Source organism: Pseudomonas baetica, from assembly GCF_051216495.1.
Lineage (GTDB): Bacteria > Pseudomonadota > Gammaproteobacteria > Pseudomonadales > Pseudomonadaceae > Aquipseudomonas > Aquipseudomonas baetica_B.
In genome coordinates this window covers 23,101-47,191 of record NZ_JBPKAM010000016.1, presented here as the reverse complement: position 1 = coordinate 47,191, position 24,091 = coordinate 23,101, and the positions used below count along the sequence as shown (strand labels likewise).

Genomic DNA, 24,091 nt, shown 5'->3' with positions numbered 1-24,091 from the left:
TCAAGTCTCGTGGCGCAAATGGAAGGATTTGGCGCGGGTCAGGTGCTCATAGCCCAAGCGAGACAGGGTGACGCCGCGCCCGCTGTTCTTGACCCCGGTCCAGGCCAGCGCCGGGTCCAGGTAATCGCAGCGATTCATGAACACGGTGCCGGTGTCGATCTCGTTGCCCAAGCGTTCGGCGGCGGCCAGGTCCCGGGTCCAGATCGATGCACTGAGGCCGAACTCACTGTCGTTCATCAAGGCGATGGCTTGTTCATCACCGGCCACCGGCATGATGCCGACCACCGGGCCGAAGCTTTCATCGCGCATGACCGACATTTCATGGTTCACGTCGACCAGTACCTGAGGTGCCAGGTAGGCACTGCCAGGCACGCTGGCGGAAAAGTCCTTTGGATCGATCAGCGCTTTCGCACCCTGGTTCACTGCGGCGGCAATTTGGTCGCGCACGAATTCGGCTGCGTCCGGACTCACCATCGGCCCGAGGGTGGTGGCTTCGTCCAGCGGATTGCCCAACACGTATTGGCGGGTGAGGGCAGTGAAGCGCTCGACGAAGACAGGGAAGATGGATTGATCGACATAGATGCGTTCCACCGCGCAGCAGCTTTGCCCGGAGTTGAAGAAGCTACCGTCCACGAGGTTTTCCACGGCGTGCTCGAGGTTGGCGTCGGCGCGAACGTAGGCCGGATCCTTGCCGCCGAGCTCCAGGCCCAGACCAAGGAATCCTTCGACGGCGGCGTGCTCCATGGTTTTGCCGCCGTCCACGGAACCGGTGAAGTTCACTTGATGAACCTTTCCAGATGAGATAGCGACTGCCGTATGGAGATGACTGAGTACAAGGTTCTGGAATAGGCCCTTGGGCAGATTCGCCCGGCGAAAGGCCTCGGCAAAACGCTCGCCGACCAACAGGGTTTGCGAGGCGTGCTTGAGGATGACGCTGTTGCCGGCCATCAGCGCCGGAATAATCGTATTCACGGCGGTCAGGTAAGGGTAATTCCACGGGGCGATCACCAGCACCGTGCCCAGCGGTTCGCGTTTGATATGCCGGCGAAAACCGTCGATAGGCGTAGGCTCAATGTCCGCCAGGGCTTCGGGTGCGATGGCAATCATATGCCGCGCACGTTCCTCGAAGCCACGCAGCTCGCCCGCGCAATAACGCACCGGCCGGCCCATTTGCCAGGCCAGTTCCGGGACGATGTCATCCTTCATGGCCAGCATGGCGTCCACTGCAGCACTGCAAATAGCCGCGCGCTCACTTAATGATCGGCGTTTCCATTGCGCCTGGGCTGCAGCGGCGGCGTCCAGTGCCTGATCGAGCTGGACAACGTCGGCGCATGGACGCTCGGCGTAGACCCGGCCATCGACCGGCGAGATAAGTTGAATCGTCGAGGTCATGATGTTTTCTACCGTGGTTTTTCAATAGCGCTCGAAGCCGCGCTGCAGTTCCCAATCGGTGATTCGCCGGTCGTACTCTTTCTGTTCCCACTCGGCGGTGTGCACGTAGTGATCGATCACTTCATTACCGAACGCTTCGCGCAACATGGTCGAGCCCTTGAGCGCGGCGCTGGCGTCACGCAGGGTCTTGGAAACTTCGGGCAAATGCTCGTCGACGTAGGCGTCGCCCTCGTAGGGTGGGTCGAGGCTGAGTTTTTCGTCGATCCCGGCCAGCCCCGCGGCGATTAGCGCAGCGAAGGCCAGATAAGGGTTGAGATCGGCCCCCCCAATGCGGCATTCGATGCGAATGCTTTTGCTGTCCTCGGCGCACAAGCGAAAACCGGCGGTGCGGTTGTCGCGGCTCCACACCGCGCGGGTCGGCGCGAAGGTGCCGGCTTGGAAGCGCTTGTAGGAGTTGATGTAGGGCGCGAGAAAACAGGTGATGTCGTTGGCGTACTTGAGCTGCCCGGCGACCCAGGCACGCATCAGTTTCGACATGCCGAACTCGGCCTTGGCGTCGAAGAACAGCGGTTTCTTCGCGTTCTTGTCCCACAGGGAATTGTGAATGTGGCTGCTGGACCCGGCGGCGTCGTAGCGCCACTTGGCCATGAAGGTGATCGCCTTGCCCTGGAGCTGCGCGATCTCCTTGCAGGCGTGCTTGATGATGACGTGGTGGTCGGCCATGGTCATGGCGTCGGCATAGCGGATGTTGATTTCTTCCTGGCCCGGCCCCCATTCACCCTTGGAATTTTCCACCGGAATCCCGCACGCCTGCAGGTGCTTGCGGATCGCTCGCAGCACCGGCTCTTCGCGGGTGGTCTGCAGGATGTTGTAATCCTCGATGTAGTGGCCGGCGGTTTTCGGCTTGTAGTAGTTGCGTTTGTGGATGGACTCGTAGCTCTCGTCGAACAGGTAGAACTCCAGTTCCGAGGCGAACATGCCGGTGTAGCCGCGCTCGCGCAGGCGCTCGACCTGTTTTTTCAGGATCGCCCGCGGGCTGTGCGGCAAATCCTGGCGATGGTGATGATCGAGCACATCGCACAGCACCAGGGCCGTGCACTCAAGCCACGGCACCCGGCGCAGGGTGCGCATGTCGGGCTTGAGTACAAAGTCGCCGTAACCCTTGCTCCAGCTGGCAGCGGCATAGCCCGGCACCGGCTCCATGTCGATGTCGTCGGCGAGCAGGTAATTGCAGCAATGGGTTTCTTCATGACCGCTGTCGATGAAAAACTCGACCTGGAAACGCTTGCCGACCAGCCGTCCCTGCATGTCGACCATGCACACCAGAACGGTGTCGATTTCGCCAGAGGCGGCGGCGCGCTTGAGTTCGTCAAAACTGAGGAAAGGCTCGGTCATCACGGCAAGTCCTGCGCAAATTGTTTGGGGCCTGTCTGAAATAGCTATTGCAGACGCTCTCCAGAACAACCCGAAACCTGCAGACGCGAGCATCGTGAGCAACTAGCTGAAGATAGCTTAGCCTACTGTCGCTTTTCGCAAGTTTTTGCTGAGAACTTCCCCGATACCCCCAATTTCCCGTGGGAGCGAGCCTGCTCGCGAAGAACGTCCGGGCCATGCGCTCATTCAGATGGAACGCGTTATCGTTGACCTCCATCGCGAGCAAGCTGGCTCCTACACTGGAATGCGTTGACACGCGTGCGGAGAACTGAACATGACGAAGAAGAAAGAGCACAAATCCTACGAACACCTCAAACGGCAATACCCGAATTATCTGGACGCCGTGGAGGCTCTGGGGAAGGCCGTGCGTCACGCCGGGCCGCTGGACGAGAAAACGGTCCAGCTGATCCAGCTCGGCGCCGCCGCGGCCATTCGCTCCGAAGGTGCCGTGCACAGCCACACCCGGCGGGCACGGGAGGCGGGCGCCACGGCGGAGCAGATCCGCCACACACTGATTTCGCTGACCAGCACCATTGGTTTCCCGACGGTCGTGGCGGCGATCAGTTGGGCTGAGGATGTGATGGGGGAATGACAGCCGACCGGATTTTTACGGATGCTACCGATTCCCTGTAGGAGCGAGCCTGCTCGCGATGGACGCCAACGATGACGCGTGCTGCCTGAATGAACGCGTAAACCAGGCGTTTTTCGCGAGCAGGCTCGCTCCTACAACAGGGCAGCAGCCTCAGAGTGATCTGTCATTGGGCAGAGTCCTACTTGAACTGCTCGATCAGCCAATCCCGCAGACGCTGACACGCCGGGTCGTCCGCCTTCTTCTCGTTGATCATCAGGTACTGAACCGCCTCCTTGAACGGCAGCTCTTGCGTCACGGGACGCACCAGGCGGCCCTGTTGTATGTGATGTCGCACCAGATGATCCCAGCCCAATGCGACCCCTTGATCATCCAGCGCCATTTGCACGAGAAGGCCGTAGTCGTTGCTGCTGAAATACTGCGGGCTCTGCGGGGGCGGGAGGTGCAGGTCGTGGGACTGGAAAGCGAACCACACGTTCCAGTCGACCTGTTCTGCCAGTTGGGAACGGCCATAAGGGTTCAAGTCCAGCAGTACGCCGTTTCGCAGCCCTTGCAGGGTACTCAGTTCAGGATGGGCCTCGAGATAACGAGGCGTGCACACGGGATAGACGATTTCATGGAACAGCGGAATTCGCAGATAACCGGGACCCAGGTCAAGGCTCTTGGTAATCAGGATATCCGGCGTTACCCCAGGCTCCATGCCCTGAAAATGCTGGGTGGTGATGACATTCAAGTCGACATCGGGATGGGCGCTGAAGAAATCCTTGAGCCGGTGGGAAAGCCAGACGGCCGATAAGGCGGGCGAGCAGCACAGTGTCAGCGCGTGCTTGTCGATTTTCTCCCGGCGAATCCTCTCGGTCGCCTGAAAGATGTTGAACAGTGACAACTGTGCCGCATCGAACAGCGCGGTTCCCGCTGCTGTCAGCCGGATCTCCCGTCCGCTGCGCATGAACAACTCCGTGCCCAAATGGGTTTCCAGTTCACGGATCTGACGACTGATCGCCGCCTGGGTCACGCACAAGGCTTCGGCGGCGCGGGTAAAATTCCGATACCTGGCCGCTGCCACAAACGACCTCATGGCCTTGAACGACGGCATTGCGATCAGGGCCTGATCAGGCCGCAAGCTTTTAGCCATAACAAAAACTACCTGTTTTCTCGTAAAAAAAGTCGGTTCTGCCGGTCGGTTTCCTCGTCCACACTGTACCGCACGATGCCTCGGACCATTGGCCAAAAAGGAGATGAAATGTCGTACCCGACCGGCAGGAAAGCGTTCATGCAAGGTGTCCGGGCGCTTATGCCATTGATTCCGGGCGTCATTCCGTTCGGGCTGTTGACGGGGGTCATGGCGATCAACCTGGGCATGTCGCCTGGCACGACCATGGGCATGACGCTGTTGTTCTATTCCGGCTCCGCGCAGATGGTCGCCCTGCAATTGCTGCATAACGGCGTGTTGCCGATGGCGATAGTGGTGACGGCCCTGGTCATCAACCTGCGCTTCATCATGTACAGCGCATCGCTGGCCCCCCATCTGCACCACTTGCCGCGGCGTTGGACGTGGCCGCTGTCGTACATGCTTTCCGACCAGTCCTACGCGCTGTGCACGCTCAAATTATCCTCCGGCGAGCTGGGGCCATTCGCCCACTACTACTATGCCGGCACCGCGTTTGCCATGTGGCTGTCCTGGCAAGTCTCGGTACTGGCGGGCGTCTACCTGGGCGCCGGCATCCCTGAGACCTGGTCATTGGCCTTTGCCATACCACTGTCGTTTCTGGCGCTCCTGGTTCCTGCCATACGTAGTTCCGCGAGCCTGGGCGCCGCAGTGGTCGGCGGACTGCTCGCCGTGTTCGCGGTCGATCTGCCTTACAACCTCGGACTGGTCACCGCTTCCCTCGGCGGCGTCATGGCGGGGCTGTTGATCGAGAGCCTGCGGCAAAGGCCGGTGACTACGACGCCGGTAAATGATGTGGAAGGAGAGGCCTCATGAGCGACCTGGCACTGTGGGGCCTGTTTTTGGTGATCGGCCTGGGGACGTTCGCCCTGCGTCTTTCCTTTGTCGAACTGTATGGCCGCTTGCGGATCCCGCCGCTGTTGAGCCGAGCCTTGATGTACGTGCCGGCCAGCGTCCTGGCGGCCCTTGTCTTGCCCGCCGTGGTGTATCCCAACGGGCACGGTGAATTCGTCATCGACAACCCGCAGATCCCTGCCGCCCTGATTGCCGCCTGGGTGGCCTGGCGCACGCGCAATACCGTCCTGACGCTGTTGGCGGGCATGGGGGTATTATGGGGGCTCAAGTTTTTGGGGTTGTGATGAGTGTGGCAGACTCTATATCGCTCATCCCGTCAGCGGGATGCTTTCATTACCGAGGCTATGCATTTGTCCATCAACACCGAAACACGCTGGATTGATACGCCACACGGACGACTGTTTTGTTGTCGCTGGTTCCCCGAGGACCGCTCGGGCAACCCGGAAAAACCACCCATCGTTCTTTTCCATGACTCGCTGGGTTGCGTTGCCCTGTGGCGCGATTTTCCCCAACAGTTGTGCCAGGCCACCGGGCATGAGGTCATTGCCTACGACCGCCTCGGCTTCGGTCTGTCAGATGCCTATCCCGGGTCAATGCCGTTGAATTTTATCCGCGATGAGGCCGAGTGCTTCTTCGCGTATCTGAAGGCAGCACTTGGGATCGATCGGTTCATTGCCTTCGGTCATAGCGTCGGCGGGGCGATGGCGGCGGCCTGCGCGTCCCTGTACGCGCAAAATTGCGCGGCGCTGGTCACGGTTTCAGCGCAAGCCTTCGTGGAGGATTTGACGCTGCAAGGCATTCGAGAGGCAGAGGTGCAATTCGAACAGCCGGGACAGATGGCGCGACTGGAGAAGTATCACGGCGACAAAGCCCCTTGGGTGTTCACCGCGTGGACCCGTACCTGGCTTTCCCCGGCGTTCAAGGACTGGACAATCGAAAGCACCGTCGACGCCATTCATTGCCCCTTGCTTGCCATTCACGGGCAATTCGATGAATACGGCTCAACGCTGCATCCGATGCGTTATGCCCGGTTGTCGACGGCGGCCAGCGACTACCTGATCGTGGAGGGTTGTCATCATGTCCCTCACCGAGAGGCGCCGGACATTGTCTTGGAGGCTGTCAACGGCTTCTGTAGGAGCGAGCTAGCTCGCGATGGTCGTTAACGAATACGCGGGTATCCTGACTGAGCGCGGCGTTCTCGAGTCCATCGCGAGCGAGCTCCTACAATGTCCGTCATCAGCCTCTGTGCTTCAACGAGTCAAGGTCAGCCCTTGATGAATGCCAGAAGGTCCCGGTTGATGACCTCGGCATTGGTGGTGCACATGCCGTGGGGCAGGCCTGGGTAGGTTTTCAGCGTGCCGTGCTTGAGCAGCTTGATTGCCAGGTGCGCCGAGTCGGCGATAGGCACGATCTGGTCGTCCTCGCCATGCAGCACCAGGGTCGGTACGTCGATGTGCTTCAGGTCATCGGTGAAGTCGGTTTCCGAGAAGGCCTTGATGCAGTCGTACTGCGCCTTGACCCCGCCGTTCATACCCTGGCGCCACCAGTTGTCGATCACCGCTTCGGAGACTTTCGCCCCCGGGCGATTGAAGCCATAGAACGGGCCAGTGGGAAAGTCACGGTAAAACTGGGCGCGATTGTCGGCCACAGCTTTGCGCAGACCATCAAACACGTCCAGGGGCAGGCCGCCCGGATTGTTTGCGGTGCGCAGCATGATCGGCGGCACGGCGCCGATCAGCACCGCCTTGGCCACGCGACCACGGCCATGTCGCGCCACATAGCGAGCCACTTCACCACCGCCGGTGGAGTGCCCGATGTGCACGGCATTTTTGATGTCGAGGTACGCCATCAGCTCGGCAACGTCGGCGGCGTAGGTGTCCATTTCGTTGCCGACATCGGTCTGGGTCGAGCGACCGTGGCCACGGCGGTCATGGGCGATGACACGGAAACCCTTGCTGAGGAAAAACAGCATTTGCGTATCCCAGTCGTCGCTGGACAGCGGCCAGCCGTGGTGGAATACGATTGGCTGTCCGGTGCCCCAATCCTTGTAGAAGATTTTCGTGCCGTCCTTGACTGTGATCATTCCCGAGCCTTTGCCTTTACCATTGGTTTTGCCAACCGCAGGCGTTGCTGCCGGTGCCTGCTGTGCTGCCAGCGCAGGGACCGTCACGGCCAGGGCAGCGGCGACCATGGCACCGCTGGTCATCAAGGCACGACGGGTGGTTCCGCTAGTCTCATCAGTCATTTTTCATTACTCATGTGCGTTCTGTGGGTAGCGCTTTGCGCGCTCCAGGGCAGTCAGTCCGGCATCGGCACCGATCCCTTGGCCAAGGTGAATTTAGGGGCAAAGCAGGGCACTGAACACCAGACATGGGTGTCTGCCATTAACGCTTTGGTATAGACATGAGACAGAGAACCGTTGTGGGAGCGAGCCTGCTCGCGAAAGCGGTGTGTCAGACAACATTGATGTCGGCTGGCACTACCTCTTCGCGAGCAGGCTCGCTCCCACAATTAGATCAAGGACATACCTGTGAGTAATTGGTTGGTTGTAAGGCCGACTTCGCTGGCAAGCCAGCTCCCACAGAAAACGGGTACGGCTGTCATTGACTGGCATCCAGCACCACGCGATACCGCGCCTTGCCGCTGCGCAGATGATCGATGGCCTCGTTGATCCGGCTCATGGGAAACATCTCGACTTGCGGCACGATTTGATGCCGCGCGCAGAATTCGAGCATAGTCGCGGTATTGGCGGGCGAGCCCACCGGTGAGGCGGACAGGGTCTTCTGTTGCGGGATCAGGTCGAACACATGCACAGGAATCGCGCTGGGGACGATGCCGACGAAATGCAGGCGACCCTTGCCGCGCAAGGTGGCGAGCATGGCGGTCCAGTCCAGGTTGGCGCTGGCGGTGACCAATAGAAAATCCAGTGAACCGCCAATGGATTTCAGTGCTTCGCTGTCGGTGGATGCGACGACTTTATGGGCACCCAGACGCTTGGCTTCGTCCTGTTTGCTCAGGGATGAGGTGAAGGCGGTGACTTCGCAACCCCAGGCGTTGAGAAAGCGCAGGGCCAGATGACCGAGGCCACCGATGCCTACCACACCGACCCGGTCAGTGGGCTTGATGCCGAATTCCAGCAGCGGGTTGAACACCGTGGAACCTGCGCAAAACAAGGGACCGGCCAACGCGGGGTCGAGCGCTTCGGGGATCGGCAGGGCCCAGGCCCAGTGCGAGCGCAGGCGGTCGGCGAAGCCGCCGTGGCTGCCGATGATGGTCGGCTGGGCTGTGCGACACAGGTTGTGTGAACCTTCGATACAGGACGAGCAGTGCATGCAACTGCCCTTGTACCAACCGATGCCCACCCGTTGTCCCACTTGAAGGCCACGTACCTGCGCACCCGCCCGCACGATGCGGCCGACCACTTCGTGGCCCGGAATGAACGGGTACTGGCTGATGCCCCAGTCGTTATCGATCAACGACTGATCGGAATGGCAAACGCCGCAATACTCCACGGTGACTTCCACGTCCTCATCATCCAAAGGACCGGGGTCGTAGCTATAGCGCTCCAGCGGAGCGCCGGCCGCCGTCGCGGCCCAACCGGTGAAAGTCTTGAGTTCGCTGCTGTCGCTCATGGTGGGCACTCCAGATCAGGAAACAAGGGGGCGCCGGCACGGGGCCGTGACGAAGAGAGGAAAGTGTAGCGGGTCCCTTTCCCGGCGCCATGTTCCGCTGGAGCGCGCATTTTTTGTGGGAGCGAGCCGGCTGCGGGCGGCGTTCCGACGAAAGCGATCTATCAGCCGACATCAATGTGACTGACATACCGCCTTCGCGAGCAGGCTCGCTCCCGCAGGTCTAGTGGAGTCCCTTGCTAGCCGCGCACCGCCCGCGAACGCCAGACCATCATTTTCTCGATCTGCATGTCCTTCATGGTGTGTGGAATCCCGCCCACGCCATGCCCGGACAGGCTCGCCCCGGCGAACGGCATCCAGTCGACGCGGAAGGTGGTGCTTTCATTGATCATCACCGCCGTGGCGTTCAGGTCCTGGTAGCACTGCATGGCGGTGTCCAGATTCTGGGTGAACACCGCCGCCTGGAAGGCATAGGGCAGGGCGTTGGCCAGTTCGATGGCCTCTGCCAGATCGTCGTAGGCATACACCGCGATCACCGGGCCGAACACTTCCTTTTGCATCACGTTGGAATTGATGGCCGGGTTCAGCAGGACGGTAGGTGCATAGCAGTTGTTGCCCAATGTGCGGCCGCCCGAGATGAGGCGGGCGCCACTGGCGACCGCTTCATTGACCCACTGGCCTACGCGGTTCGTTTCACGCTCAGTGATCAACGGGCCGACATCGGTACGTGGATCGGTCGGGTCACCCACCACCATGGCGTCGCCCAGTTGGCCCAGGCGTTCGGCGACCTGTTCGGCGATGCTGCTGTGACAGAACACCCGTTGCACGCTGACGCAGACCTGCCCGGCGTGGAAGAAGCCGCCACGGGCAATGCGCGGCAGGGCGTCATCAAGGTCGGCGTCCGCCGCCAGCACCACCGGTGCTGCGCCGCCGTGCTCCAGCGCGCAACGGGTGCCCGGTGCCAGGGTCGAGCGCAGCATCCAGCCCACTGCCGCCGAGCCGATGAAACTGAAGAAACCCACCCGTGGGTCGGACACCAGTTTGCCGGTAATCGTATTGTCGGTCGGCAGCACCATCTGCGCCCAACCCTCGGGCAGGCCGGCCTCGGTCAGGATGTCGACCAGTGTCTGGCAACTGAGCGGCGTGTTGGCCGCCGGTTTGACGATCACCGGTGCCCCGACGGCGATGGCCGGTATTACTTGGTGCACGATCAGGTTGAACGGATGGTTGAATGCCGAGACCGCCGCGACCACGCCAATTGGCTCGTGTTGAGTGAACGCCACACGGTTGGCCGAGGCCGCGTTCAGGCCCATGGGGATCACATGGCCGCCTTCGGAGCGCAACACTTCGATGCTGTTGAGGATGCCGTCGATGCCGCGCTCGACCTCGGCAATCGAGTCCTTGAGCGGCTTGCCGCCTTCGCTGGCTGCTTGAGTGGCAATCTCGACCTTGCGCTCACCGATCAGCTCGGCGGCACGGTGCAGGATTTCGATGCGACGCGGTTTCGACAACCACTGGCTGCGATCGCGGAACAGGTCGTGGGCAACACTCAGCGCCTTCTCGACATCGGCCTCGGTGGAGAGGGGCACATGACCGATGACCGCGCCGGTGTAGGGCGCGTGCACAGCCAGGGTTTGTTCAGGCATGGGACTTACCTCGAAACGTACATTGACAGGTTGCCGTTTTAGCGAGCCTTGGCGGCAGTCAAGATCGCAGCCTTCGGCAGCTCCTACAGGATCGGGTTTGCACAGGCAAAGTGTAGGAGCTGTCGAAGGCTGCGATCATTTGATCTGCCCAAGTGCTTGCCAGACATGGCGCCAAGGTAGTCGTGGATAAGCTTTTGGAAAACTGAATAATTCAGAAGCTTTTGTTCATTTTTCGAGAATATCTCCCGGCGTCACCAGTGACGACACCGGGAACCGTGAGCCTCAAAGATGATCGGCGTCGACGATGGCCTTGGCAAAGGCTTGCGGATCTTCCTGTGGCAGGTTGTGGCCGATGCCGCCGGTGATCAGCCGGTATTCATATTTGCCAGTGAAGCGTTGGCGATAGTCTTCGGCTTTCGGGTGCGGTGCGCCGTTGGCGTCGCCTTCCAGGGTGATGGTCGGCACGCTGATGGACGGTGCCTTGGCCAGTTTCTGCTCCAGGGCGTCATATTTGCTTTCACCCTGGACCAGGCCCAGGCGCCAGCGGTAGTTGAAGACGGTGATGTCGACGTGATCCGCGTTGTTCAGGGCGGCGGCGCTGCGGTCGTAGGTCGCGTCATCGAACGCCCATTGCGGCGAAGCCAGCTGCCAGATCAACTTGGCAAAATCGTGGGTGTTTTTCTGGTAACCCTCGCGACCACGATCGGTCGCGAAGTAGAACTGGTACCACCACTGCAGTTCGGCCTTGGGCGGCAGCGGGTTCTTGCCGGCAGCCTGGTTGCCGATCAAATAACCGCTGACCGAGACCAGCGCCTTGACTCGCTCAGGCCACAGCGCCGAGACGATATCCGCCGAACGCGCGCCCCAATCGTAGCCACCGAGCACCGCTTGTTTGATGTTCAGGGCGTCCATGAAGTCGATGACATCACTGGCCAACGCCGCGGGCTGGCCATTGCGCAGGGTTTTGTCGGACCGGAAGTGTGTATCGCCATAACCCCGTGCATAGGGCATCAGCACTCGATAGCCTTTCGCTGCGAGCAGGGGCGCGACTTCGTCATAACTGTGAATGTCGTAGGGCCAGCCGTGCAGCAGGATGACCACCGGGCCATCGGCCGGGCCGGTTTCGGCATAGGCCACGCTCAGCAAACCGGCATTGACATATTTCAGCGGGCCGAATGGCGTATCGGCGGTGGTTGGCGCACTGACCGGTGCAGGTGCTGCGCTGGCGGTGGTATTCGCCTGGGCGTTGACGGTGCCCAGAACAGCCAACGTCAAAGCAAGAACAGTGGAACCCACCAGATGGCGGCGATTTTTGTCGGCGTGTTTGTTCAACAAATGCACTTTCATGGTGGAGCTCCTTTTTAAGTGAAGGCCAGGCGGGGGAGGCCGTGGTTCACATTTAAGTGCAGGGAGGTATCCGGGCTATTTCAGAAAAGAAGGCGGGTGAAGCGTTTTGTATCGCGGGGAAGTGTAGATACATTTCGATACAAGGCAGGAAGGTGCCGCTGTTTGTGGGAGCGAGCCTGCTCGCGAAAGGGCCGGATCAGCCAGCATTTATGCTGAATGACACACCGCTATCGCGAGCAGGCTCGCTCCCACAGGGGGAAGTGCATTCAGCGGAACGCTGGCACTACATGCTTGATGAACAGCTCCAGGGATTTTTTCTTCTCTGCGTGGGGCAGGCTGTTGTCGCACCAGAAGCTGAATTCATCAACACCCAGTTCCTGGTAGTACTTGATGCGTGGAATGATTTCTTCCGGGGTGCCGATCATGGCGGTCTTGTGCAGGCTTTCGAGCTCGAACTCGGGGCGAGCGGCGAACTTTTCTTCCGGGCTCGGTGCCAGGAAACCGTTGACCGGTGTTTCCTTGTTGCCGAACCAGGCATCGAAGGTGCGGTAGAACTTCGAGATAGCCCTGGCCCCGACTTTCCAGCCTTCAGCGTCGTCAGCGGTGTGGACGTGGGTGTGACGCAGCACCATCAATTGCGGGCGCGGCACGTCCGGGTTGTTGTCCAGTGCGGTCTGGAATTTGTTCTTCAGATCGAGGACTTCTTCGTCGCCCTTCATCAATGGCGTAACCATGACGTTGCAGCCGTTGGCCACGGCGAAGTTGTGCGAATCGGGGTCGCGGGCCGCGATCCACATTGGCGGGTTCGGCTTCTGGATCGGTTTGGGCACGCTGGTGGATGTCGGGAATTTCCAGAGGTCGCCGTCATGGGCGTAATCGCCTTGCCACAGCGCACGCACCACTGGAACCATCTCCCGCAGCGCCTGACCGCCGCTCGAGGCTGGCATGCCGCCGGCCATGCGATCGAATTCAACTTGATAAGCGCCGCGCGCCAGGCCGACTTCCATGCGTCCGTTGCTGATCACATCCAGCAGGGCGCATTCGCCGGCCACCCGCAGCGGATGCCAGAACGGCGCGATGATGGTGCCGGCGCCCAGGTGAATGGTGGTGGTCTTGGCGGCCAGGTAGGCCAGCAAAGGCATCGGGCTTGGTGAAATGGTGTATTCCATGGCGTGGTGTTCGCCGATCCAGACGGTGCTGAAACCACCGGCCTCGGCGATCAGGGTCAGTTCGGTCAAATCTTCGAACAACTGACGGTGGCTGACGCTTTCGTCCCAACGTTCCATGTGTACGAACAGGGAAAATTTCATGACGCTTACCTCGGATCTTTTGTTATCGGCCTGTCGTGTGCGGGCTCGTTGATTGTTGGTATACCGTAATACGAAATGACTGCGAACTTTCTTGCTTTTCTGTAGGAGCAAGCCTGCTCGCGATGCACGACTGAGTAACGCGGGGTGTCAGGCAGCCAGCGTCATCGTTGACGACCATCGCGAGCAGGCTCGCTCCTACAGGGGGCCGTTGATCAAGCCAGGACCGACAAGGCACCCATCTTGCCGTGGCAATACACCAGTGGTCCGGCGTCTTGCGCCGGCACGATCAGGTTCTTCACCGCGCCGACCATGATGGCGTGGTCGCCGCCTTCATATTCGCGCCACAGCTCGCATTCAATCACCGCCGTGGCATTGGCCAGGATCGGGTTGCCCAACTCGCTCAAGGTCCATTCGATCCCCTGTGCCTTGTCCTTGCCCTTGCGGGCAAAAGCATAGGCTTCGCTCTGCTGGCCGCCGGACAGCACGTGGATGGCAAAGCGCTTGTTCTTGATTAGTACAGGATAGGAGTCGGAGCTGTAGTTGGGGCAGAACAGAACCAGTGCCGGGTCCATGGACAACGAACTGAAGGCGCTGGCGGTCAGGCCGACGATTTGCCCGTCGTCATCGAGGGTGGTGATGACCGTCACACCGGACGGGAACGAACCCATGACTTGTTTGTAGATGGCGGCATCGATCATTGGACTGTCCTCGGGTGGTGTGACGCGGGTTTTATGTGTTTGTAGGTCTGATGGTATACCGTAATACATAGTTTGCAAGGGCTTTTTCTGCGACCCGATAAACGCGCACCGGTGGTTTAGAAGCCAATGATTTCGGGGCTTTAAGCTAGCTGGCGTGCGGCGTATTACGGCAGGATAGCGGATCAGATGGGCATTCAAAGGCCGGATCAGTCTTGTGAAAATGTTGGAATACCATAATATGGTGCGCATCTGAGGGCGACCCGCGAGTCCCCCCGGTTTGGCTTCATACAAAGATAAGAACAGACAAACTCGAGTTCATGCATATGTCCCAGATGTCCCGGCAAGACCCGTTGATCGAGAATCACACGGTCGACTACGTTCCACTCGCTGAGCGCCACGGGAAGGCCCGCGATCTTTTCACCCTATGGTTCAGCACCAACATTGCGCCACTGCCAATCGTGACGGGTGCGATGGTGGTCCAGGTGTTCCACCTCAACCTGCTCTGGGGGCTGCTGGCGATTGCCCTGGGGCATATGGTCGGTGGCCTGGTGATTGCCCTGGCATCGGCGCAAGGTCCGCGCATGGGCATTCCGCAGATGGTCCAGAGTCGCGGCCAGTTCGGCCGTTATGGCGCGCTGCTGATCGTGTTCTTCGCGGCGCTGATCTATATAGGTTTCTTCATTTCCAACATCGTGCTGGCCGGCAAATCCATCGTCGGCATTGCGCCTTCGGTGCCGGTGCCTTTGAGCATTCTGATTGGCGCCCTCAGCGCCACGGCCATCGGCGTGATCGGCTACAACTTCATTCACACGCTCAACCGCATCGGCACCTGGGTGATGGGCAGCGCGTTGCTTGCCGGTTTCCTCTATATCTTCGCCCATGATCTGCCGGCGGATTTCTTCACCCGTGGCGGCTTCAACCTGTCCGGCTGGCTGGCCACGGTGTCCCTGGGGATCATCTGGCAGATCAGCTTTTCGCCCTATGTATCGGATTACTCGCGCTACCTGCCGGCGGACATTGGCTTCACCCGCCCGTTCTTTGCCACTTACCTCGGCGCGACCCTGGGCACCATCCTGTCGTTCGCGTTCGGCGCGGTAGCCGTACTGGCCACCCCGGAGGGTACGGAAGCGATGTCGGCGGTCAAGCAATCCACCGGTTGGCTGGGGCCGATCCTGATGGTGTTGTTCCTGCTCAACATCATCAGCCACAACGCCTTGAATCTGTATGGTGCGGTGCTGTCGATCATCACCTCGATCCAGACCTTTGCCAGTCAGTGGACGCCGAGCATCAAGGTGCGCGTGGTGCTCTCGAGCATCGTGCTGGCAGGTTGTTGCGTGGTGGCGCTGGGTGCATCGGCGGACTTCATCTCGCAGTTTATCGGGCTGATTCTGGCGCTGCTGCTGGTGCTGGTGCCGTGGGCTTCGATCAACCTGATCGATTTTTATGTGATCAAGCGTGGTTGCTATGACATTGCTTCGATTTTCCGGGCGGATGGCGGGATTTACGGGCGATTCAATTTGCATGCGATCGTGGCGTATTTCATAGGGATTATCGTGCAATTGCCGTTTGCCAATACGTCGCTGTATGTGGGGCCGTATGCCAATCTGGTCGAGGGCGCTGATTTGTCGTGGCTGGTGGGGTTGGTGGTGACTTGTCCGCTTTACTATTGCCTGGCGACGCGGGGTAAGGCGCAGGAGCGCAGGGTGACACGGTTGGGTTATACCGATTGATTTGAGCGTGTTTGTCTGGAATGCCCGGCCTTTTGGTCGGGCATTTTTTTTTGTTGATTGTGTACATATCCGTTTTTTCGGTAACGGCTGCTGGCGGTTTCGCCCTTACGGCGACTCCCTTTGGAAAAGCCCCAAAGGAAGCAAAGGGCTCTTGCCCCACCACTCGGTGCCTCGCTTAGGCTCGGCATGCCCGAACGCAGGCATTGCTCCGTGGGCCCGCCGCCATCGGCCATCCATGGCCGGGGGCGGCTAAACCGGCATCCATGCCGGTTTGCCCACTGCGCAATGCCTGCGTTCGGCCAGCGTGGTTTTACGGGGCGCCCAGATCAAAAGCCAAAGCGAGGCGGCCTGACAGCCGACCTGGCTCTCACGGATGTACCCATTCCCCTGTGGGAGCAAAGCTTGCTCGCGATGGCGGTGTATCAGTCGCTGCATTGTCGTCTGGACTGCCGCTATCGCGAGCAAGCTTTGCTCCCACAGGTTTTTTATGTGATTCGTTGTAGAAGCCCCCAATAAAAATCCAAAAAAAAAGCCACCACAACCCGACGTTGTGGTGACCCGAGGGTGACACTTGTCTGGCAGTCCACTGGCATGGACCGCCAATTGATCAATGTGCGCCAGCAGCCTTGTTCAAATCACTTTCCGCCCACTCGGTATAAACACAGGCATCGGCAGTAGCCCAGCGCACCTGCACCGGATCGCCCGCCTTGAGCGGCATCCCGGCAGCAGACAATGCCTTGACCGTCATCGAAGTGCCGCCCGATGTCACCACGCTGCAGGTCTGACTTTCACCCAGGAACAGCACCTCTACAACCTTGGCCGAGACTTCGTTCCAGCCTGCGGCCAGCGGCTCGCGGATGGCTTGATCGACACTCAGGGCCAATGCCTTTTCCGGGCGCACCATCAGCAACACATCCTGATCCGTGTGCAACCCGGCAGTCAGGCGAATCGACAGCGCCTGGCCTTCGAACGTGGCCACCGCATTGCCTTGGGCCTTGAGCTTGAGGAAATTCGAGTTACCCAGGAACGAGGCGACGAAGGCGTTTGGTGGGTTCTGGTACAGGTCGTAGCCGCTGCCCAGGCCGACGATCTTGCCGTGGCTGAAGATCGCAATGCGCTGGGACAGGCGCATGGCTTCTTCCTGATCGTGGGTCACGTAAACGATGGTGATGCCCAGGCGCCGATGCAGTTGGCGCAGTTCATCCTGCAGGTCTTCGCGCAGTTTTTTGTCCAGTGCACCGAGAGGTTCGTCCATCAGCAGAATGCGAGGTTCATACACCAGCGCCCGGGCGATGGCGACGCGCTGTTGCTGGCCGCCGGAGAGTTGCGAAGGACGGCGATGGGCGAATTGTTCCAGCTGCACAAGCTTGAGCATCGCATCCACCCGGCGTTCACGTTCGGCGGCATCCAGTTTGCGGATCGTCAGGGGAAATGCAATGTTGTCGCGCACCGACAGGTGCGGGAACAGCGAGTAACGCTGGAACACCATGCCGATATCGCGTTTGTGCGGCGGCACGTTGACCAGCGATTGGCCGTTGACCAGGATCTCGCCGCTGCTCGGAGTCTCGAAACCGGCGAGCATCGACAGGGTGGTGCTTTTGCCCGAGCCGCTGGAGCCGAGGAAGGTCAGGAACTCGCCGTCCTTGATGTCCAGCGAAATGTTGTCCACGGCGGCAAAGTCACCGTAGTGCTTGTTCAGGTTGCGCAGGCTCACCAGGGGCTTGTCGTTTTGCTGCGCGGTATCTTTGATCACTGCACTCATGTCGTTCTCCTGGCGCTCAGGCGCGAATTTCGTTGCGCCGGCGCAATGCGGCGGCGATGACCATGACCAATACCGAAAGGCCGATCAGCAGCGTCGAGGCGACGGCGATCACGGGCGTCAGGTCCTGGCGCAAAGTGGTCCACATTTTCACGGGAAGGGTTTGCAGGGTCGGGCTGGCCATCATCACGCTCAGCACCACTTCATCCCACGAGACGAGGAAGGCGAAGAGCGCGCCGGCCACCATGCCCGGACGAATGGCGGGAAAGGTCACCTTGAACACCGCTTGCAAACGCGAGGCGCCGCAGATCACCGCCGCATCTTCGATCGACTGGTCGAACAACTTCAGCGAGTTGATGATCGAGATGATGGTGAACGGCAGCGCCACGATCACATGGCTGACCACGAAGGCAAACATCGTCCCGGTATAGCCCAGCTTCAGGAACAGCGCGTACACCGCTACCGCGATGATCACCAAGGGCACAATCATCGGCAGGGTGAACAGCCCGTAGAGCATTTCCCGGCCGGGGAAGCGGCCGCGTACCAGGGCGAACGCAGTAGGCAAGCCCAGGGCTACGGCGAAGAACGTAGTCAGCACCGCAACCTTGAGGCTGGCCATCGCCGCGTTCATCCAGTCGGCATTGGAGAAAAACTGACCGTACCATTTCAACGTCCAGCCCGGTGGCGGGAACACCAGCCATTGCGACGATCCGAACGACAGCAGCACGATGAACACAATCGGCAGCAAAAGGAACAGACCGATCAGCCCGGTGGTGGCGTAAAGACCAAGGCGCATCCGGCGGCTCATGGCATTGGGAGTCAGGAGCATGACGGCTTACCTCGCGTTGCTGGCGCCAACCGGGGATTCCGGCTGGAGCTTCAGGTAGAAGTAGAACAACACCAGCGTGATGACGATCAGCAACGCGGCGCCGGCGCTGGCCAGGCCCCAGTTGAGGAACGACTGCACCTGCTGAATGATGAACTCGGGCAGCATCATGTTCTGCGCACCGCCAAGCAGTGCCGGGGTGACGTAGTAACCGAGGGACATCACGAACACCATCAACCCGCCGGAAAACAGCCCCGGCCGGCACAGTGGCAGGAATACCCGGAAGAAATTGGTCCATGGGCTGGCGCCGCAGATCGAACCGGCCTGCAGGATCATCGGGTCGATGGCCTGCATGGTCGCCTGCAACGGCAGCACGATGAACGGGATCATGATGTAGCTCATGCCGATCACCACGCCGGTGAGGTTATGCACCATCTCCAGCGGCTGATCGATGATGCCCATCGCCATTAGGGCCTTGTTGATCACGCCCGAGGCTTGTAGCAGCACCAGCCAGGAGTAGGTTCGAGCGAGGAGGCTGGTCCACATCGACAACAGCACGATGTTGAGGATCCAGCGACCCCAGCCGCGGGGTACCAGGGTGATCGCCCAAGCCAGAGGGAAGCCCAGCAGCAGGCTGAACAGCGTGACCAGACCAGCCACCGAGAAGGTGTTGAGCAAGACCCGTGCATAGGCCGAGTTGGCGAATAGCTGCTCGTAGTTGCCAAGGCCAGGCGAAGGTTCGAGCACGCCGCGCAGCAGCAGACCGATCAGCGGCGCCAGGAAAAACAGGCCGAGAAACAGCAGGGCCGGGATCAGGTTGCTCGAACCACGCCAGCGTTGTGCCAAAGTCGGGTTTTGCGTCATTGCGGCAGCCTTGACGGAAGCTGAACCGGCAGCGCCCGTGGCGCTCCCGGTGGCCGAGGATTGACGGGACGCGGATGCCGTCATTTTCATTTGACCAGCCATTCGTTCCACCGTGTCGCGATCGCCGGACCGTTCTTGGCCCAGTACGCGAAGTCGAGAGTGATTTGGTCCTTGGCGTAGGCCGTCGGCAGGTTAGGGGCCAGCGCCGAATCCAGGCGCGCCACGCTGTCGACGTTGACCGGGGCGTAGGCGGTCAGGTTGGAGAAGTCGGCCTGTCCTTTGGCGCTGCTGGCATTGGCCAGGAACTTCATCGCCGCGTCCTTGTTTTTCGAGCCTTTTGGAATGACCAGAATGTCGGCCATGACCAGGTTCTGTTTCCAGCTCACACCGACCGGAGCGCCGTCTTCTTGCAGGGCGTGAATGCGGCCGTTCCAGAACTGACCCAGGCTTGCTTCACCGGAGGCCAGCAGCTGTTGCGACTGGGCGCCGCCGCCCCACCAGACGATATCTTTCTTGATGGTGTCGAGTTTCTTGAAGGCGCGGTCCAGGTCCAGTGGATAGAGCTTGTCGGCAGGTACGCCGTCGGCCAACAGCGCCAGTTCCAGCACGCCAGGGCTTGGCCATTTGTACAGGGCGCGTTTGCCGGGATAGGTCTTGGTGTCGAACAGCGCGGTCCAGTCCTGAGGCTTGCCGGAGCCGAGCTTGCCCTCGTTGTAGCCAAGGACGAAGGAGAAGAAGAACGAACCGACGCCATGATCGGTGACAAACCGCGGGTCGATCTTGTCGCGCTCAATGACTTTGAAGTCGAGGGGTTCGAGCAGCCCTTCGGAGGCGGCGCGCAAGGCGAAGTCGGCTTCGACGTCGACCACGTCCCACTGCACGTTGCCGCTTTCGACCATGGCCTTGAGCTTGCCGTAGTCGGTGGGGCCGTCCTGAACCACGGTGATGCCGCTGGACTTGCTGAACGGGTCGGCCCAGGCCTGTTTCTGCGCATCCTGGGTCGTACCGCCCCAGCTGACGAAGTTGACGCTTTCAGCCGCCATCAACGCCTGGCTGGTCACGCTCAGCAGTCCCGCGAAAAGCACTGCGGTGACACCTTTGTTCAACACCATTTTCACGCCCTCATTGTTGTGTTTATGAGCGGGGCTTTCAGTGCCCGCCTATCGGGAGCAGTAGGTCCATCGAGTCGCTGTGACTGTCCGGTCTATGGAATATCATATTATGGTATTCCAAGCTTTGTGCAAGCATTTTGCCGTACCGGTTATCTGGCAAATCTGGTTATTTCTGTCTTCAACATCCCTCTGTAGGAGCGAGCATGCTCGCGATGGAGGTACAGGCACCGCTGTGTGTCAGGCTGCCAGCGTTATCGTTGATGTCCATCGCGAGCATGCTCGCTCCTACAAGGGGGCAATCTCCATTTATCCGGTAAACGGAATGCTCTCCACCACCTCCAGGTCATACCCGGTCAGGCCTGCGTATTTCAGCGGCGGGCCCAGGTGCCGCAGCTTGCCGACACCGAGGTTCTGCAGGATCTGCGCCCCGGTGCCGACTTCCGAATAGATACGCGACTGCGAACGACTGAATTGTCGCGGCGGCTGGGTCAATTGCGGGACACGTTCCAGCAGCGCCTGCGAAGATTCATGGTTGGCCAGAACCACCACCACGCCACGACCTTCCTCGGCCACACGTTGCAATGCGGCCCACAACGTCCAGTTGGAGGGGCCGCTGTATTCGGCGCCGACCAGATCGCGCAACGGATCGATCACGTGCACGCGCACCAGCGTCGCTTCCTCGCGGCGCAATTCACCCATGACCATGGCCATGTGGACACCACCTTCGATGCGATCCTCAAAGGTGATCAGACGAAAGGTGCCGTGTACGGTGGGCAGTTCACGCTCGCCGATCCGCGCGACCGTGTGCTCGGTGCTCAGTCGATAGTGAATAAGGTCGGCAATGGTGCCGATCTTGATCCCGTGCTTGCGGGCGAACAGCTCAAGGTCCGGACGGCGGGCCATGGTGCCGTCGTCGTTCATCACTTCGACGATCACCGAAGCTGGAGTGAAGCCGGCCAGGCGCGCCAGGTCGCAACCGGCTTCGGTATGGCCGGCGCGGGTCAGTACGCCGCCTTCCCGGGCGCGCAATGGAAAGATATGGCCAGGTTGCACGATATCGGCAGGGCTCGCGCCATGGGCGACGGCAGCGGCCACCGTGCACGCCCGGTCAGCGGCGGAGATGCCGGTGGTCACACCGATGGCTGCTTCAATGGATACCGTAAATGCGGTGCTGAACACGCTACCGTTGCTTGGCACCATCTGCTCCAGGCCCAGGCGCTGGCAGTGTTCATCGGTCAGCGTCAGGCAGATCAGGCCACGGGCCTCCCGGGCCATGAAGCTGATGGCCTCGGCGGTGCAGCAGTCGGCAGCCAGTAGCAGGTCGCCTTCATTTTCCCGGTCTTCGTCATCGACCAGCAGCACCATTTTGCCGAGGCGATAATCTTCGATGATTTCTTCGATGCTGTTGAAGGCCATGCTGGACTCTCGATGTTTGATGGAAATATAGTGTGGTATACCATAATACCAAATAAGCGAGAGGTCACTATGAAGGCGTACTGGATTGCTCACGTGGATGTCACCGATCCCGATCAATACAGCCAATACACCCAGCGGGCACCAGCAGCCTTTGCCTTGTATGGCGGGCGGATGCTGGCCCGTGGCGGGCGCAGCGAAGCGCTGGAAGGCGGGCCCGGGGCGCAGCGTAATGTGGTCATCGAGTTCGATTCGTATGAACAGGCGCTGGCCTGCTATCGGTCGCCGGAGTATCAGGAGGCGAAACGGCACCGGGAAGGGGCGGGGCGGGCCGAGATCGTGATTGTCGAGGGTGTGGCGCCAGCGTAACTGCTGGGACCGGCAACTGTAGGAGCGAGCTTGCTCGCGATGGAGGCAGGAGCACCGCGGGGTGCCAGGCAGCCCGCGTTATCGTTGACGTCCATCGCGAGCAAGCTCGCTCCTACAGGCGATGTGCGATCAGCGGATAAAGTGAATCTTCCCGCTGTCGTCGTTGCCGATGTAAATGCCGTAGACCCCGGCCTGACGTTCCTCGATATAACGTTCGAGGATCTGCCGGATCGCCGGGTAGTAGATGCTGTCCCAGGGAATGTCCTCGGGTGCGAAGAATTTATAGTCCATGGTTTCCGGCCCGAACTGACCGGTGACTTCCAGGGCGATGGCGCGGAAGATGATGTACACCTCGCTGATCTTCGGCACGCTGAAAATCGAGTAGGGCGAGAGGATTTCCCCACGCACGCCGCTTTCTTCCCAGACTTCGCGCAACGCCGCCTGCTCGGTGGTCTCGCCGGCTTCCATGAAGCCCGCCGGCAAGGTCCAGGTGCCGGGACGCGGCGGGATCGCCCGTTGGCACAACAGGTATTTGCCGTCCTGCTCGATGATGCAGCCGGCGATGATTTTTGGATTGACGTAGTGGATGTAGCCGCAGCCGCGGCACATCAGGCGCTCGTGCGTATCGCCCGGTGGCAGCTGTGACTTGAGGTCATTGCCGCCGCACTTTGGGCAAAAGCTCGGGCTGAACATGATCAACGTCCTATGCGGGGTTCTTTGAGCGCGATAGGCAGGGTGATCTCGGGGACTGGCCCGGATTCTTCCTGTTTGCGCTTGAGGTATTCGAGGGCGACCGTAGCGGCGGCGCGGACATGATCGACGCACGCCTGGTGGGCGGCCAGGGGATCGCCGCTCTTGATCGCCTCGACCATGCGTTCCATTTCCTGATTGCTGGCGCCGCGGCGGTTTTCCTGGGACACCGAGGTCGCGCGCAGATAGCTGATCCGCGCCTGCAACTGACGCAGCTGAGTGGCCGCGACATGGTTGCCGGAACCTTCGAGCAGTACGTCATAGAAACCCTGCACGGAGTCGATGACCTGTTGCAGTTCACCTTCCTTCAGTGCCTGACGGTTTTCCTCAAGTGCTTTTTCCAGGGCCTTGATGTCTTTGGCCTTGGCCCGCAGGGTGAACAGCTGGACGATCAGGCCTTCGAGTACGCAACGCAGTTCATAGATATCGACGGCATCGGCCAGGGTAATGATCGCCACGCGTGGGCCCTTGGCGTCGGCGAATTCAACCAGACCTTCGGATTCCAGGTGACGCAAGGCTTCGCGTACCGATGTGCGGCTCACGCCCAGGCGATCGCACAGATCGCGTTCAACCAGACGGTCACCCGGCAAAAGCTGGAAGTTCATGATGGCGCTTCGCAGTTTATCCAGCACGATTTCGCGCAGGGTAACGGGGTTGCGATTGACCTTGAAGCTGTCGTCGAGTGGCAGGCGTTTCATGGGGTACGCTCTAAAGGTGGCTGTCCATGCCAGACGGGCATCAAAACAGCCGGGGTTAACTGGAGGCCTCGGCATCGGCTTCGGCGAAGGCTTCACGGGCCAGCCGGAAACTGTCCACGGCTGCGGGCACACCGCAATAAATGCCGACCTGAAGCAGAATTTCGCGTATTTGCTCACGACTCAAGCCGTTACGCAAGGCGCCGCGCACATGCAGCTTGAGTTCGTGAGGGCGGTTGAGGGCCGAGATCATGGCCAGGTTGATCATGCTGCGTTCCTTGAGCGACAAACCTTCACGACCCCAGACATGCCCCCAGCAGTATTCGGTGACCATTTCCTGCAAGGGGCGGGTGAAGTCGTCGGCGTTCTGGATCGAACGATTGACGTAGTCCTGGCCGAGCACCTGGGTGCGGATTTTCAGGCCTTTTTCGTATTTTTCGTTGTTCATCATTTCTCCTCACACCTCATTTGCCCTTGTGGGAGCTAGCCTGCTGGCGATAGCGCC

23 protein-coding genes are annotated in these 24,091 nt (G+C 60.2%); 6 read left to right on the top strand and 17 right to left on the bottom strand.

All coding sequences use genetic code 11. The features are described 5' to 3' along the window. Positions 1 to 1,392, bottom strand: a complete 1,392-nt coding sequence (locus ACSFE6_RS08625) for an aldehyde dehydrogenase family protein (protein ID WP_435427203.1) — start codon at positions 1,390 to 1,392, stop codon at positions 1 to 3. A gap of 21 nt (positions 1,393 to 1,413) precedes the next feature. Next, positions 1,414 to 2,787 (bottom strand): glutamine synthetase family protein, encoded by a 1,374-nt coding sequence (locus ACSFE6_RS08620; RefSeq protein WP_435427202.1) that lies wholly within the window; start codon positions 2,785 to 2,787, stop codon positions 1,414 to 1,416. A gap of 313 nt (positions 2,788 to 3,100) precedes the next feature. Here ACSFE6_RS08620 and ACSFE6_RS08615 point away from each other — a divergent pair, with 313 nt between their 5' ends. After that, entirely contained in the window at positions 3,101 to 3,418 is a 318-nt protein-coding gene (locus ACSFE6_RS08615; RefSeq protein ID WP_435427201.1) for a carboxymuconolactone decarboxylase family protein, read from the top strand. 178 nt (positions 3,419 to 3,596) lie between these two features. Here the strand turns inward: ACSFE6_RS08615 and ACSFE6_RS08610 are convergent, their stop codons facing one another. After that, positions 3,597 to 4,550, bottom strand: a complete 954-nt coding sequence (locus ACSFE6_RS08610) for a LysR family transcriptional regulator (protein ID WP_435427200.1) — start codon at positions 4,548 to 4,550, stop codon at positions 3,597 to 3,599. 108 nt (positions 4,551 to 4,658) lie between these two features. On the opposite strand from ACSFE6_RS08610, the gene ACSFE6_RS08605 reads away from it, so the two are divergent. From ACSFE6_RS08605 to ACSFE6_RS08595, 3 genes are read left to right on the top strand one after another with little or no spacing between them, the layout of a single operon-like run. Then, a complete protein-coding gene (locus tag ACSFE6_RS08605) occupies positions 4,659 to 5,399 on the top strand; it encodes an AzlC family ABC transporter permease (protein ID WP_435427199.1) in 741 nt (246 codons plus the stop codon). Further along, positions 5,396 to 5,722, top strand: coding sequence for an AzlD domain-containing protein (locus ACSFE6_RS08600; protein ID WP_435427198.1), 327 nt, complete (start codon positions 5,396 to 5,398; stop codon positions 5,720 to 5,722). Before ACSFE6_RS08605 ends, ACSFE6_RS08600 begins: the two co-directional genes overlap by 4 nt. 60 nt (positions 5,723 to 5,782) lie before the next feature. Then, positions 5,783 to 6,601, top strand: a complete 819-nt coding sequence (locus ACSFE6_RS08595; protein ID WP_435427230.1) for an alpha/beta fold hydrolase — start codon at positions 5,783 to 5,785, stop codon at positions 6,599 to 6,601. 101 nt (positions 6,602 to 6,702) lie between these two features. Here ACSFE6_RS08595 and ACSFE6_RS08590 read toward each other — a convergent pair whose 3' ends face one another. The 6 genes from ACSFE6_RS08590 to ACSFE6_RS08565 all read right to left on the bottom strand — a co-directional run bounded on the left by ACSFE6_RS08590 (position 6,703) and on the right by ACSFE6_RS08565 (position 14,068). Then, positions 6,703 to 7,521: an alpha/beta fold hydrolase gene (locus ACSFE6_RS08590; protein ID WP_435427229.1), complete on the bottom strand. Its 819-nt coding sequence runs from the start codon at positions 7,519 to 7,521 to the stop codon at positions 6,703 to 6,705. A gap of 517 nt (positions 7,522 to 8,038) precedes the next feature. Continuing rightward, positions 8,039 to 9,070: an NADPH-dependent aldehyde reductase Ahr gene (gene ahr / locus ACSFE6_RS08585; protein WP_435427197.1), complete on the bottom strand. Its 1,032-nt coding sequence runs from the start codon at positions 9,068 to 9,070 to the stop codon at positions 8,039 to 8,041. 236 nt (positions 9,071 to 9,306) lie between these two features. Further along, on the bottom strand, positions 9,307 to 10,713 hold the full coding sequence (locus tag ACSFE6_RS08580; protein WP_435427196.1) for an aldehyde dehydrogenase family protein: 1,407 nt from the start codon (positions 10,711 to 10,713) through the stop codon (positions 9,307 to 9,309). Between the two features lie 282 nt (positions 10,714 to 10,995). Further along, a complete protein-coding gene (locus ACSFE6_RS08575) occupies positions 10,996 to 12,060 on the bottom strand; it encodes an alpha/beta fold hydrolase (protein ID WP_435427195.1) in 1,065 nt (354 codons plus the stop codon). A 266-nt stretch (positions 12,061 to 12,326) separates the two neighbouring features. Beyond that, a complete protein-coding gene (locus ACSFE6_RS08570; protein ID WP_435427194.1) occupies positions 12,327 to 13,370 on the bottom strand; it encodes an LLM class flavin-dependent oxidoreductase in 1,044 nt (347 codons plus the stop codon). A 212-nt stretch (positions 13,371 to 13,582) separates the two neighbouring features. Further along, the gene (locus ACSFE6_RS08565; RefSeq protein ID WP_435427193.1) at positions 13,583 to 14,068 is read right to left on the bottom strand and encodes a flavin reductase family protein; all 486 of its coding nucleotides are present in this window, start codon (positions 14,066 to 14,068) and stop codon (positions 13,583 to 13,585) included. A 323-nt stretch (positions 14,069 to 14,391) separates the two neighbouring features. Between ACSFE6_RS08565 and ACSFE6_RS08560 the strand changes: the two genes are divergently transcribed. Further along, complete coding sequence (locus tag ACSFE6_RS08560) at positions 14,392 to 15,798, top strand: purine-cytosine permease family protein (RefSeq protein WP_435427192.1); 1,407 nt, start codon at positions 14,392 to 14,394, stop codon at positions 15,796 to 15,798. A gap of 607 nt (positions 15,799 to 16,405) precedes the next feature. Here the strand turns inward: ACSFE6_RS08560 and ACSFE6_RS08555 are convergent. The 5 genes from ACSFE6_RS08555 to ribBA form a co-directional block, all read right to left on the bottom strand. Next, positions 16,406 to 17,560 carry an ABC transporter ATP-binding protein gene (locus ACSFE6_RS08555; RefSeq protein ID WP_435427191.1) on the bottom strand — a complete coding sequence of 385 codons (1,155 nt, stop codon included), beginning with the start codon at positions 17,558 to 17,560 and terminating at the stop codon, positions 16,406 to 16,408. Between the two features lie 16 nt (positions 17,561 to 17,576). Beyond that, positions 17,577 to 18,386: an ABC transporter permease gene (locus ACSFE6_RS08550; protein ID WP_435427190.1), complete on the bottom strand. Its 810-nt coding sequence runs from the start codon at positions 18,384 to 18,386 to the stop codon at positions 17,577 to 17,579. A 6-nt stretch (positions 18,387 to 18,392) separates the two neighbouring features. After that, a complete protein-coding gene (locus ACSFE6_RS08545; protein WP_435427189.1) occupies positions 18,393 to 19,337 on the bottom strand; it encodes an ABC transporter permease in 945 nt (314 codons plus the stop codon). Further along, a complete protein-coding gene (locus tag ACSFE6_RS08540; protein ID WP_435427188.1) occupies positions 19,334 to 20,359 on the bottom strand; it encodes an ABC transporter substrate-binding protein in 1,026 nt (341 codons plus the stop codon). The genes ACSFE6_RS08545 and ACSFE6_RS08540 overlap by 4 nt, the downstream gene beginning before the upstream one ends. A gap of 306 nt (positions 20,360 to 20,665) precedes the next feature. Further along, entirely contained in the window at positions 20,666 to 21,775 is a 1,110-nt protein-coding gene (gene ribBA / locus ACSFE6_RS08535; RefSeq protein ID WP_435427187.1) for a bifunctional 3,4-dihydroxy-2-butanone-4-phosphate synthase/GTP cyclohydrolase II, read from the bottom strand. A gap of 69 nt (positions 21,776 to 21,844) precedes the next feature. Here ribBA and ACSFE6_RS08530 point away from each other — a divergent pair, with 69 nt between their 5' ends. Further along, on the top strand, positions 21,845 to 22,141 hold the full coding sequence (locus ACSFE6_RS08530; protein ID WP_435427186.1) for a DUF1330 domain-containing protein: 297 nt from the start codon (positions 21,845 to 21,847) through the stop codon (positions 22,139 to 22,141). Between the two features lie 129 nt (positions 22,142 to 22,270). On the opposite strand, the gene ACSFE6_RS08525 is transcribed toward ACSFE6_RS08530, so the two are convergent. Genes ACSFE6_RS08525 through ACSFE6_RS08515 form a run of 3 tightly spaced genes read right to left on the bottom strand, consistent with a single transcriptional unit; the run spans position 22,271 to position 24,034 of the window. Further along, a complete protein-coding gene (locus ACSFE6_RS08525) occupies positions 22,271 to 22,834 on the bottom strand; it encodes an NUDIX hydrolase (RefSeq protein ID WP_435427185.1) in 564 nt (187 codons plus the stop codon). Positions 22,835 to 22,836: 2 nt separating this feature from the next. Next, a complete protein-coding gene (locus tag ACSFE6_RS08520; protein ID WP_435427184.1) occupies positions 22,837 to 23,589 on the bottom strand; it encodes a GntR family transcriptional regulator in 753 nt (250 codons plus the stop codon). 55 nt (positions 23,590 to 23,644) lie between these two features. Further along, positions 23,645 to 24,034 carry a carboxymuconolactone decarboxylase family protein gene (locus ACSFE6_RS08515; protein ID WP_435427183.1) on the bottom strand — a complete coding sequence of 130 codons (390 nt, stop codon included), beginning with the start codon at positions 24,032 to 24,034 and terminating at the stop codon, positions 23,645 to 23,647. Positions 24,035 to 24,091: the final 57 nt, after the last annotated feature.